The sequence below is a fragment of the Parabacteroides sp. TM07-1AC genome, assembly GCF_003480915.1.
In the GTDB taxonomy this organism is placed as follows: domain Bacteria; phylum Bacteroidota; class Bacteroidia; order Bacteroidales; family Tannerellaceae; genus Parabacteroides; species Parabacteroides chongii.
The window spans coordinates 140060-153083 of record NZ_QUKD01000011.1 but is presented as its reverse complement, the minus strand read 5'-3'; the positions used below and the strand labels follow the sequence as shown (position 1 = coordinate 153083).

Here is a 13024-nt window from a genome sequence, read left to right as displayed (position 1 = left end):
TATATCACAATGAGAAAATCAGGTAAATTCAGAGGAGGGCTTGCTTTCCTGTTCTTTATAGGTGTATTCGCGCTAGCAGCACTGGCAGTCATGTTTTTATGGAATTGGCTGATCCCTTCCATTATCGGTTGGTCGGTAATCAATTACTGGCAGGCTATAGGTCTTATGGCACTTACCCGTCTGTTACTGGGGGGGGGTGGAAAGTTCGGACCTTTCGGTCCATTCGGTCCTCATGGCGGAGGCTTTTTCTTCGGTAGTCGGAAAGAGAAGGCTCAGTTCCGGGAGCAAATGAAAAATATGTCATGGGAGGAGCGTCGGGAACAAATCCGCAAGCACATGGCAGATTTCCATAATGACAGATTCAATATGCAGGACCCTACTTCAGGTAGCCAGCCCCAATGAAAGAGTTATCGACAAATACATCCGCCGGTACTGAGCAGAATACACGTGTTGCAAATATCTTCCGGAAATATCAGGCGCAGCTGAAAGACTTCATCAACAAACGGGTCTCATCCAGGGAGGACAGTGAAGATATTTTGCAAAACGTATTCTACCAGTTCATGAAAAGCGACCAGGAGGAAAACCCGATCGAACAGATCGCCGCCTGGTTGTATTCGGTTGCCCGCAACCAGATCATCGACCGGAGCCGGAAACGCCGTGAGGAAGAGATGCCGTATCTTTCTACAAACGAAGACGACGGTACTTTTCTGAAAGAGCTTTCCGAATTGATGCCCGATGAAGATCAGTCGCCGGAAATGGATTTCATCCGTTCCACCGTGTGGGAAGAGCTGGAACATGCTTTGCTCGAATTACCGGATGAACAGCGGACCGTCTTCGAGCTGACGGAGCTGGAAGGCATTCCGTTCAAAGAGATCGCGGAATCGACCGGTATTCCGGTCAATACGTTGATTTCCAGGAAACGGTATGCAGTATTATTCCTTCGGAAAAGGTTATATAATTTATATGAGGATATTCTATAGACTGTACTATTAACGCAATTATCAAAATGACACTACCCTACCAAGTAATTGGGATTACTATACCAGGTAAATGAAAATACCCGACCGGGTAATATATTTTAACATTACGATTTATTCCCTTGACATTATATGTGCGTTTCCGAACTTGATTCGTGCGGATATGCACGACCTTCAACTATCTAATAGCTTTTATACAACTACATATCAACCATTTACAAATGTGGCACAGCTTTTGTACTCTATATAATAAATTAAAATTCTTATACGCATGATTAAGACAGTAGCATTAGAAAAAATCTTCCGCACAGAAGAAGTGGAAACATGGGCTTTGAATAAGGTGAATATCGAAGTGAAAGAAGGAGAGTTTGTAGCAATTATGGGACCTTCCGGTTGCGGTAAGTCTACGCTACTGAACATTTTGGGATTACTGGATAACCCGAGTTCCGGTGAATATTATCTGAATGGGACAGAAGTTTCTAAATTCACGGAAGCCCAGCGTACCAAGTTACGTAAAGGAATTATCGGATTTGTATTCCAGAGTTTCAACCTGATCGACGAACTGAATGTATACGAGAATATAGAACTCCCGTTGCTTTACATGGGAGTTTCAGCAGCAGAACGCAAACAGAAAGTCAGAGAGGCAATGGAACGTATGGCAATTGTCCATCGCGAGAAACATTTTCCCCAACAGTTGTCCGGGGGTCAGCAGCAACGTGTCGCCATTGCACGCGCCGTCGTTGCCAATCCGAAACTGATCCTTGCCGATGAGCCGACCGGTAACCTGGACAGTAAGAACGGACAGGAAGTCATGAACCTGCTCAACGAGCTGAATAAAGAAGGAACAACCATCGTCATGGTGACGCACAGCCAACACGATGCCGGGTATGCATCACGTGTCATCAATCTGTTTGACGGGCAGGTGGTTACTGAAACCGTCATTTGAGATATGCAAGTGTTACAAAAGTAAAAGAGTAGGCAGCAACAAGTTAATAGATGTTGCTGCCTACGAAGTTTTCGTACACCTTTTTCTTCCAATACTAAATAAACTTGTATATTTCCACCAGGAACTATAAATCTGATTATACATGAAAGCATTTAATTTATTATTCGGTATTATCTTTACCGTTTCATCTGTTTACGGACAACAAACGGTTACCATCGAAGGTGATATACAAAACATGCCGGACAGCCTTACAATCGGTTGTCGGGAAATGAAAGGAGAAAGTATGCAACTCTACACAGACGATTTATTCAGTATGGTAAACGGTAAATTCAAAATTACCAAAGAAGTCAGTCAGACAACACGGATGTTTCTCCACATCAACAATACCGGCTATGAGTTTTGGGTGAAACCGGGAGCTAATATAAAAATAACAGGTTCAGCCCCCTATATACAAACATGGCAGACAAAAAGCGATATTCCAATCCCCGAACAGATAGAACTAAACCGTTTCAGAGCAGCCACACGGGAAGAAAACATACGCATACATGACCTGACACAGGAGTTTATGAAGCAAGTAGCTTTAGGACAAAAGGATTCTGTGAGTCGCCAAAAGCGTAATGCGTTGCGCCTGCAAGCAAACAGCATCCATGATCAGGATATTCTATACAAAGAATTACTGCTTATGCTGGATAATCCGATCACAACCGCGGGACTACAAGAATTAAGAGATGCTGCGAAATGTTTTCAAGCGGGTAAATTCAACGACAAGGCCTTGATAGTCTCTGTTTTCGACAAACTGACGGACGAGCAAAAGCAATCAGTATTAGGAAAAGAAATTTCTTCGCTCTTGACTATTTCTTCTACCGTAAAAGAGGGAGATCCAATTGCCGATGCCGAATTGAAAGATATAGCAGGAAATATTCATCATCTTTCCGACTATAAAGGGCAATATATCCTTTTGGATTTCTGGAGTCGGGTTTGCGGACCTTGTGTTGCCGCCCTGCCTGAATTAGAGACAATTGCCAAACAATACAAAGGAAAAGTTGTAGTAGTCAGCCTATCTGTAGACATAGAATCTGTTTGGAAAGAAGAATGCAAAAGGTCTGTCGATAACTGGTTGCAACTGTCCGACGGATTGGGCATGAGTGGTTTAGCCGCCCATTATGGGGTACGTTCTCTTCCCACTTTCGTTTATATATCTCCGGAAGGCACTATCCTTCAGATAAAATCAGGTTATCGGGATGGTGCTCTTATAGAAGATATAAAAGAATTAATAAGCAATAAACAAACAAACTAATTAATATACCTATGAAACACATTATCAGTTCATTCTTATTACTCCTTTACAGCACAGGCTTGCTGGCCCAGGAACGTGTGATAGAACAACCAGCATTTGAAGTGCGTAGTAGCAACACACTCGAATTTCAGAAAATAGTATTGAGCGACACGGCCACCGTGCTTTATATCGATGCTTATTACCGACCCAAATTCTGGATTAAGATTGTCGACGAAACGACATTGGAGAGCAACGGCAAAAGTTACCGAATCAAAAGTGGCGATGGCATCACGCTGAATGAGGAGTTTTGGATGCCGGAATCGGGAACAGCCTCTTTCCGCCTGATCTTCCCTCCTCTTCCCAAAGATACAAAAACGTTTGATTTTATTGAGGGGAATGATAAAGGGGCTTTCAAAGTATGGGGTATACACCTGGACGGAGAGTATCCGAAGAGCCATCTTACCGATGTTAAGCTCCCGGAGAAAACACTGACGCTGGAAAAACCGGAACTCAAATCGGGTATAGCCACACTGACCGGAAAATTTATCGGTTACAGAGAAGGTATGGACGATGAAGTTCCTATCTGGGTATTCGATATTCTTACAGGTGGTGCAGACCAAAATACGGTAAAAATCCAACCGGACGGCAGTTTTAAACTGGAAGTTCCTCTACTTCATATCTCCAATGTCGTACTTTCCGGAAATTCTACTCATACCAGCCTTTATCTGAAACCGGGAGAGACAACCTCTGTAGAAATCAATATGCCGGAGATCTGTCGTTCACAGTCTAAAATACAATCATCCAAACCCTCACTGGGTACTAAGTTCAAATTCACCGGCGCATTGGCAGACTTAAATAATGAATTGGCTAACAATCCGGTAATAGGTCCAGCATTTGCTCCTCGCAGTCAGGAAGAATATCAACAGATGATGAAAGACATCAGTACAATGACGATTGACCAATACAAAACGTACTGGATGGAAAAATATCAAAAGGCTAGAGAAAAAATCGACAAACTGACTGGAATCAGTAACGCCCAACGTCAACTACTTAACATAAGACTCAAACATGATTTAGCAGAGAAGCTACTCAGCTACAGCATGATGGAATATGCTTACCGACAAACCAATAACATACCGCGCGACTCGGTATTGACAGATTATGTTAAACCTGTTCCGGATGCAGAATATTTCAGTTCATTGCCTGAACTCATTTCTGATGGTTCTTATATGGTTTATAATGGTAGCTTCGGCTATCTACTACAATATCTCAGATACGCCAATTTCACCGGAAAGGAAATCAAACTGAATAGCGGAGAACAATTCCCTGACAACACCACCGACCTTATTCAAGTAATGGGCACAGACAAAGGGTTCCTTTTTGATATGTTGGCAGCTTACAGAATAGCGACTTCCATTAAAGAATTTAATCCGCTGAACGAGCAACAGTTGGCTAAGACCAACGAACTGAATCCTGTTCTTAAAGAGGCTATCCTCGCCATGAATGAAAAACTAAAACAGACAATTGAAGAGAATAAAAAGAAATCCGGTTACACCGTCAACCGGGTAAATATTGCCGATATTCCTGCCGAAGAACTTTTCAATGCCATCACAACACCTTATCGGGGAAAAGTGGTATTCGTTGACTTTTGGGCAACCTGGTGTGGCCCTTGTCGTATGGCCATGAAAGAGGCAGAGCCGGCAAAGAAAGCGTTTGAAGGGAAAGATGTTGTCTTCCTCTATCTGGCCGGAGAAAATTCACCCAAAGGAACCTGGGAGCAAATGATTCCCGACATCAAAGGCGAGCACTATCGCGTAACCGATAGCCAGTGGGAATTCCTGGGCAAGAAATTCGGCGTTAAGGGTGTCCCCTCTTATATGCTTTTAGGCAAAGACGGCGCACCGGTTCATTTCCAGGTAGGCTTCATGGGAGTGGAGAAGATGAAGGAGATGATCGAGAAAGAATTGGAGAAGTAAAATCCAGAATAAAATAAATTAATAAAAGCGGAGTCTCTTCAAAGATCTCCGCTTTTTTTGTGGTAAAACTAAAAAAGCGTAATATTGCATTTCATAAACATAACACACTTAATCGATCATATGAGGAATCTAAAACAATTGGCATTTTTTATCTGTCTGAGTGCTTATTGCACACTCTCTGCGCAGGAGACCAAAAAGGCAATGACATTCGACGAAATGGTTAGCTGGAAACGCATTACAGAACAGGCTATATCCCACGACGGGAAATGGGTTGCCTGTAAAATGGAACCCTGGAGGGGGGATGCCAGTATCTTCGTCTACAACGCCAAAGGGGAAATGACAGCCTCTTTTCTTCCGGCAGGTCATGCCGAATTTTCCGCCTCATCCAAATACCTGCTGGTTACAAAAAAGCCGGAACTGGAAAAAGTGGAAGCACTGAAACTGAAAAAGACAAAAGAAACAGATATGCCTTCGGACGAATTGATTATCTTCAATCTTCCGGAGAAAAAAGAGACAATCGATTCCTTGAAATCATACAAACTATCGGAAAGTGCTGATTGGATCGCTTACAAACGGAGCAGTAAATCGGATACCGTATTGCATGTCCGTGCGTTGGACGGAAGTAAAGAAATATCGTTCTCCGATGTAAATGAATTTGGCTTTGCCAGGAAAAGCAATGTCTTGTATTATTCGACTGATTCAACCGTATGTACATATACTCCCGACAAAGGCAGTTCCCTGATTTTCGAGGGGAAAGGTGTTTTCTCTCAAATAACATTCAATGAAACAGGAAGTAAGATTGCTTTTCTTCATTGCCCGGACAAAGATTCCACAAATACATTATATTCACTCTATCTGGCTGAGAACAATGCTCCTGCACGTTTAGTAGCAGACAAAAAGGCTGCTTTCCTGCCTGCCGGTTGGGTGATCAGCGGAAACGGAAATCTGCGTTTTTCTAAAAATTCCGAACGCATTTTCTTCGGTACGGCACCAGCCCCATTGCAAAAAGACACCACCCGACTGGATGATAACTATCCAAACGTACAGATATGGAAATGGGATGAAGAGATCCAATATACGCAACAGGTATACAACAAGCAAAAAGACTTGAAAAAAACGTATGCCGCAGTGTATAATATCAACAGCAACAAGTTGTTCCAACTTGCCGATAAAAAAATCCCGAATTTGCTGACTGACGATGAAGGCAATGCTACAATCGCCTTATTGTCAACCAATTTACCCTATGCAACTGAACAAATGTGGGAAGGCAGAAGCCGTTATGACATATACACGATCAATTTGGAAACAGGAGACCGCAAACAGATCAAGGAAGCGGCAAACACGAATATGCGCCTTTCTCCGAAAGGAACTTATGCCTACTGGTACTGTGTGCAAGACAGTTCCTGGTATACGTATTCGATGGAAAACGGAAAAGAATACCGCCTCACCACTCCCGCTACATTTGCAGCATGGGATGAAGACAACGATGTTCCGGACTATCCATCTCCGCACGGCCTTGCTGGATGGACAACCGATGATCGCAATATCTTGCTATATGACCGTTACGATATCTGGAAATTCGATCCTTCGGCACAAGTGCCGGCAATCAACCTTACCGTCAACGGACGGAAAGAGCAATTGTCTTACCGTTTGATACAATTGGATAAAGAACAAAAATTTATCGATACGAAAAAGCCGCAGTTATTACTGGCTTTCAACGAAAAAACAAAAGGTTCGGGCTATTACCATGTAACCCTTTCAGCACCAGCTGCACCTAAGACATTACTGGCCGGTAACTTTATGCTGAAAACTCCGGTCAAGGCTAAAAATGCAGATGCGGTAATTTACACGTCAGAGACATTCGAACAATACCCGGATGTACGGTTATCCGATCTGAGCTTCAAGAAGTCTGTCCAACTGACACATGGAGGAGAACAACAGGAACAACTGAACTGGGGTACGGCAGAACTCGTTTCCTGGATTTCATTGGATGGTGTTCCACTGGAAGGCGTTGTCTATAAACCGGCTGATTTCGATCCGGCAAAGAAATATCCGGTAATCGTCAATTTCTACGAACGTAATTCGGAAACGCTTTACGCCTATCATATGCCGGAACCTCATCGTTCCACAATCGATTATCATTTCTATACCAGTAACGGGTACATCATCTTCAATCCGGATGTACGTTATGTAGACGGTTATCCGGGAGAAAGCTGTTTCAACTGTGTTATGCCGGGAATCACGTCATTGATTGCCAAAGGCTATGTTAATGAAAAAGGAATCGGTGCACAGGGACATAGCTGGGGAGGATACCAGGTCGCTTACCTGGCTACCCGCACGAACCTGTTCTCAGCCATAGAGTCAGGTGCTCCCGTTGTGAATATGTTCAGTGCATACGGCGGAATACGCTGGGGATCAGGTCTGAACCGTTCTTTCCAGTATGAACACGGACAGAGTCGTATTGGTGGAACTTTATGGAATGCTCCGCTGCAATATATGGAGAATTCACCTTTGTTTACCATGGATAAGGTAGAAACTCCTATCCTGATCATGCATAATGACAATGATGGCCATGTGCCCTGGTATCAGGGAATCGAATATTTTGTAGCCTTGAAGCGCCTGCAAAAACCGGTTTGGTTGCTGAATTATACCGGTGAAATCCATTGGCCGATGCGATTGGCAAACCGTATCGACTTCCAGAAACGTATGTTCCAGTTCTTCCAGCATTACCTGAACAAGCAGCCGATGCCGCAATGGATGAGCGAAGGTATCCCTGCCGTCGATCAGGAGTTTAAATTAGGATACTAATAAATGCAAGTCTTTTATATTACAAAGATATAATGATTCAGAAATTCTTTATATCTTTGTAATTATAGATATATGAACGAAATGAAAGCAACTGGAAACATATTAAGTATACGGGTAGATATTCCCCAATCGGAATTTTCTATATTTGAGTTTCTGGCCCAAAAGATGGGATGGAAAATTCGTTCTGAAAAGGAAGACACAGAAAAAAAAGAACTGGAAGAAGAAAAAAAACAGTTTTTTGCTAACTCAAAACGATCGATGGCAAAACAGATCGAAAAATATTTATCAGAATGAAAATTCATCAAAGAGATATTGTAGAAGTTAATTATCTTTTCCCTGATGGGACAACTAAACCCCACATGGCTATCGTTATTTCAAATGATGAACTTCAGGAAACTGAAGATTTTTTCTATATTGCAATGATTTCTTCTAAGAATTATAATCCCCAATATACGTATTCTTTAGACAACGATATGTTAACGAAACCCTTATTAAAAAAGAGTTATGTCATATGTCAGTTGATCGGAGGATATACAGAACGAGATGTCGTAAGGATATGTAGTCGCATAAAAAATAGTGCATTTCAAGAAGTTATAGAAAAAATTAAACATACTATATTTTAACTGCACATTTACCCTTCGCTTTTTTGCTTCAAATAACCGAAATATATCATGAGAAAGAACTTTCTGCCGTTCATTATCATACTATTTTTCTCTGCTTGCACAGGCAGAGATACAAACTATTGGTTAGAACAGGCAGAAAGTTATCTGAACATGAAACCGGACAGTACATTGATCTTATTGCATAAGATCAAAAATCCTGATCGCCTCGCCGACTATCCGAAGGCAAAATACAACCTGTATCACACTGTTGCTGAAATACAGAAAGGAAGTAAAAACCGTACAGACTCTCTGATATCGGAAACTATTGATATTTTCATTGCCAATAATGATTCCATCAACACTTCCAAAGCTTGTTTTTGGGCAGGACTTATTAATATGCAGGCAAATGACTATACGCGTGCCGACTCATTTTTTGTCCGGGGTATTCCATTTGCTCCCAATGCCTCATTACGAACCAGGTTATATGAATATAGCGGCATTTCTTGCCTGAATAATAATAAACCGGAACAGGCATTGCAACAACATGTACGATCTTTACAAGATACGGCTCTCATTTCAACACCGGAGAAGGCTAGTGTATTGGCAGAGATCGGACAGGCTTACCGATACACCGGACAAACGGACAGTGCTCTTATTTATTACCGGAAAGCGATCGATAAATCCCTGGAAGCCAACTCAAACGAACAAACAGCCTTTTTTTACGAAAAGATAAGTGATATAGAGAAAGAAAAAGGGGATATTAAAAATGCTACCGCCGCCCTGAAATCTGCCATAGAATTTAGCAACAGACGTACGAGCTACCCATACCATATGCTCGCACAGGCACAAATATACATAGCTGCCGGAGAAACAGACTCTGCCGGAATGTATCTGAAAAATGCCATACAAAGCACCAATCCTTATATCGCCACCCGTGCTTACCAGCTACAAGCCAACCTATATGAACAAGGTAATAAAAGCGAACAGACATACTATACCTGGAAAAATTATTCACAAAGCTTCAATAACATCTCCGGTGAAGTCCATTCTGAAATAATGAAACAACGGTATCAGGAAGAACTATTGAAAAATGAAAATAATGAGTTGAAACTCAAAAAGAAACAACAAGACATTTACCTCCTCTCCTTATGCCTGATATTGATCACAGCTTGTACCCTTTGGTATATTATCTATAGCCGTTTACGGAAAAAGAAAATAATCAGTGAACAGCAGCTCAAAGAACAGAAATTGAAAAATCAGGTTGCCCAGCTTGAAAGAGAACGGGAATTGATATCCCTGCGTGAAAGGGCTACAGCTTTACGTGAACAACTGTTCCGTCGTCTTTCTGCTTCTCAAAAGATTCCATCCCTTGCCGGCAAAACAAAAGAGAATACGGAAGACAGTAAATCGAGATTGACTGCAGATGAAATAGATGAACTGATCCAAACCGTCAATGAAATATGGTCGGGTTTTGCCGAACGCCTGAAAACAACTTACCCTCTGCTTAGAACAAAAGATATCGCTTTCTGCTGTTTACTGAAAAGCGGTATCAGCACAAAAGACCTGGCATCCATCTATTATATCACACCTTCCGCGATCAGTCAGAAAAAGGCACGAATGAAACGGGAAAAATTCGGAATAGAAGATGAAGACCGAACACTGGATGAGATTTTGAATGCTTTCTAACAGAAGAGAACAAAAATGTCAATGCTTTTCATCTACGACAAAATAGTAAATACCTATTTATCAAGAAGATAAGACCAGGTATAGCTTTTAAAATGTCAACACGCTTTCTCCTCTTTTATCAATATTAAAGGATATATTTGCCCAACATCATTCAAAAAAACAACATTATGGAGAAGTTTGGAAATCTTATTATCAGTTCACTTTGTCTGTTATTAGCCGGATCCTGTCAAAACAGTAATCACACGTCATTCAGCAATGGACTGGATAATTCGCCTGTTGTCGGTACCTTTGTACAAGTCGGAGACGATCAGGTTCTTTCATGCGATCAGAAATTATTGACAGATTCCATACGCTTACCTCTCAGTTTCCTGACAGAGAAGGCAGAAATCATTCATCTGGACAATCGTGATGAAGCATTGGTCAGCGACAGTCGTCTGCTTATTTCCGATAATTACATACTGATATGGAATAAGAAACAGAACCCGTTCAAACTCTTCGACCGGAAAGGCAAATTCCTTACTACAATCGGAGCTTACGGACAAGGTCCCAATGAATATCTGAATGTATATGATGCCCAGCTGGATGAAAAGAACAACCGTATCTACATCCTACCCTGGCAAAGTGCTCAGATATTGGTTTATGACCTGGAAGGTACCCCTTTACCTCCCATCCCTCTTTGCCTGAGAGCACCGAAAGGAACCTTTCACGTGAATACGCAGGAATCTACCGTTGCCGTCGTCTTACTCCCTTTCCCTGGAACACCGGCTGTAGCCTGGACACAGGATTTTCAGGGCAACAGAATCAATTTTATAGAGCCCGGACATCTCCAGGCACCACAGGATTACAGCAATGAAGTGACCACATACAATAATATAGACGGTATTTTCGATGTCAATATCCTTTGCATCATCCCTACACGTGAAGACAGTCTGTACCACTACGATTTCCAAAGCAACCGTTTACGCCCCTGCTTCACTCTGAATTTCCATGAGGATCCTATCCCCTGGCATGGTTATGTTGAGCTTCCCAATCATTATATGGGAGATGCCTCTTACCCGGTGCAAGAATCAGCCAACAATTTTGTTTCTTCACCTCCCAGATATTACCTTGTTGATAAAAAGACCGGAAAAGGAGCTTTCTTCCGTTTGTATAACGACTTTTTAGGTGATACAGAAGTAGACTGGCCCATCTATTCTTTCTGTAACGGTTACTTTTACAAAAACATGGAACCGGCAAATCTGAAAAACATGCTGGAAAAAGCATTAAAATCCAACCGGTTGACGGAAGAGAAGAAACAAGAGCTGACTGTATTGGCAGAATCCCTTCATGAGAACGATAATAACATTGTCATATTGGCGAAATTAAAACATTGATACAAATGAAAAACATCTCATACGGTCTATTCTTCATTTTGTTGATTCTCATCTCCGGTTGTAAACAAAAGGGTGAGGATAATAGCTCTTCATCTGCAGAAAAGAGTTCGCATCAGCCGACCGGTCCTCAATATACAGCCAACTACGACCGGACAAAACCGACTGAGACAATAGATGTCGAATCAACGATATCGACATCTTCTGAAGTGCGATTAAGCGAAGTGGCTTCCTCTATTGAATATTTCCAGGTAGGTGACGATAAATATCCGGTAACCGATGTGATCGCCGTCGATGGAGGTTTCATCGCACTGAACAAGCCGAAGTTGTATCTTTACCGACAAGGAAAGAAACGGAAACGGGTAGGGTTAAAGACAAAATACAGCGATTGGAAAGATTCTAATTCCCCCGGGAATAGCCTGTTTTATGACAAAACAACAACTAAGCTATACGTACAATTAAAAAAACTGAATCCGGAAACCGGGTATTCAGACAAGTTCATTGTAGAGCTACCTCCTCTGGACAGCGTGTTAGCCAGGACACATTATTTATATGCGGATTCATTGCCCAACCGTTATTTCCTGCAAAACTGGGGAGAAATATTCACGCCGGAAATGTATATCCGAAGGTTCAATTATCCGGGAACCGGTTTCGATTACGGGGTAACCACATTCAATCTTAAAAATGATACTCTTTGTCATTTTTACGCGGGAATTGACTCAATCGGGACAATCAAGGATGATAACTTTTATAACTTTACAGGGCTTTACAGCACATCTTATTTATATGATAACAAGCCGACTTTTTCCGCTACCTATTGCGACACAGTCTACCGTCTGTCGGATCACCGGACGATTACTCCGGTCTATAATATCCATTTAGGGAAATACAAAGCATCAGCCAACTATGTTATCAATAAAGGAGATAAACGAAACAAAGTATGGATAAACGAACTGAGAGAGAACCCGAAAGGCGTATTCCTGAAAGTTCACCGGGAGGGTAAAAGCAATAAATCCGGCTGGCTGGATAATAAAGACAAAGAAAACCGGGATTTCCCATCCGAAGATTATCTGATGGTTTATCTGAAAAATAAACGTCAGACCAAAGCATTACCGTTGACAAGCCAGGGTATAACAAACGATTTGGACGACGGCCTGCCTTTCTGGCCCGACGGACAGACAGACGAGTACATGTACATGATCCGGTCTGCTAAAGACTTGAAACAACAGGTCAAACTGACGGGCTCCCCTAAACAGAACATATTAAAGAATTTCCTCAGTGATCTACCGGACAATCAGAACGTGATGATAGTAGTAAAATAGTAATAATTTAGCATAAGCTTCTTTATTTCCCTCTATTACTATTTTTTCGTAAATATATGAT

General features: G+C 41.9%; 11 protein-coding genes. All 11 read left to right on the top strand.

The genetic code is table 11. The features are described 5' to 3' along the window. The first annotated feature begins 9 nt into the window (after nucleotides 1-9). The 11 genes from DXD68_RS19750 to DXD68_RS19700 all read left to right on the top strand — a co-directional run bounded on the left by DXD68_RS19750 (nucleotide 10) and on the right by DXD68_RS19700 (nucleotide 12963). Nucleotides 10-402: a hypothetical protein gene (locus DXD68_RS19750; RefSeq protein WP_122363210.1), complete on the top strand. Its 393-nt coding sequence runs from the start codon at nucleotides 10-12 to the stop codon at nucleotides 400-402. Continuing rightward, nucleotides 399-980, top strand: a complete 582-nt coding sequence (locus tag DXD68_RS19745) for an RNA polymerase sigma factor (protein WP_122363209.1) — start codon at nucleotides 399-401, stop codon at nucleotides 978-980. Before DXD68_RS19750 ends, DXD68_RS19745 begins: the two co-directional genes overlap by 4 nt. A 268-nt stretch (nucleotides 981-1248) precedes the next feature. After that, the gene (locus DXD68_RS19740) at nucleotides 1249-1923 is read left to right on the top strand and encodes an ABC transporter ATP-binding protein (protein ID WP_122363208.1); all 675 of its coding nucleotides are present in this window, start codon (nucleotides 1249-1251) and stop codon (nucleotides 1921-1923) included. 142 nt (nucleotides 1924-2065) lie between these two features. Next, nucleotides 2066-3220, top strand: coding sequence for a TlpA family protein disulfide reductase (locus tag DXD68_RS19735; RefSeq protein ID WP_122363207.1), 1155 nt, complete (start codon nucleotides 2066-2068; stop codon nucleotides 3218-3220). A gap of 11 nt (nucleotides 3221-3231) precedes the next feature. Continuing rightward, a complete protein-coding gene (locus DXD68_RS19730; protein ID WP_122363206.1) occupies nucleotides 3232-5175 on the top strand; it encodes a TlpA family protein disulfide reductase in 1944 nt (647 codons plus the stop codon). 120 nt (nucleotides 5176-5295) lie between these two features. Beyond that, nucleotides 5296-7983, top strand: a complete 2688-nt coding sequence (locus tag DXD68_RS19725) for a prolyl oligopeptidase family serine peptidase (RefSeq protein WP_122363205.1) — start codon at nucleotides 5296-5298, stop codon at nucleotides 7981-7983. A gap of 72 nt (nucleotides 7984-8055) precedes the next feature. Further along, the gene (locus tag DXD68_RS19720) at nucleotides 8056-8277 is read left to right on the top strand and encodes a hypothetical protein (RefSeq protein WP_147383015.1); all 222 of its coding nucleotides are present in this window, start codon (nucleotides 8056-8058) and stop codon (nucleotides 8275-8277) included. Beyond that, complete coding sequence (locus tag DXD68_RS19715; RefSeq protein WP_122363203.1) at nucleotides 8274-8606, top strand: type II toxin-antitoxin system PemK/MazF family toxin; 333 nt, start codon at nucleotides 8274-8276, stop codon at nucleotides 8604-8606. The genes DXD68_RS19720 and DXD68_RS19715 overlap by 4 nt, the downstream gene beginning before the upstream one ends. Nucleotides 8607-8654: 48 nt before the next feature. Next, nucleotides 8655-10271: a hypothetical protein gene (locus DXD68_RS19710; protein WP_122363202.1), complete on the top strand. Its 1617-nt coding sequence runs from the start codon at nucleotides 8655-8657 to the stop codon at nucleotides 10269-10271. 167 nt (nucleotides 10272-10438) lie between these two features. Beyond that, nucleotides 10439-11644: a 6-bladed beta-propeller gene (locus tag DXD68_RS19705; RefSeq protein ID WP_122363201.1), complete on the top strand. Its 1206-nt coding sequence runs from the start codon at nucleotides 10439-10441 to the stop codon at nucleotides 11642-11644. 5 nt (nucleotides 11645-11649) lie between these two features. After that, nucleotides 11650-12963 carry a DUF4933 domain-containing protein gene (locus DXD68_RS19700; RefSeq protein ID WP_122363200.1) on the top strand — a complete coding sequence of 438 codons (1314 nt, stop codon included), beginning with the start codon at nucleotides 11650-11652 and terminating at the stop codon, nucleotides 12961-12963. Nucleotides 12964-13024: the final 61 nt, after the last annotated feature.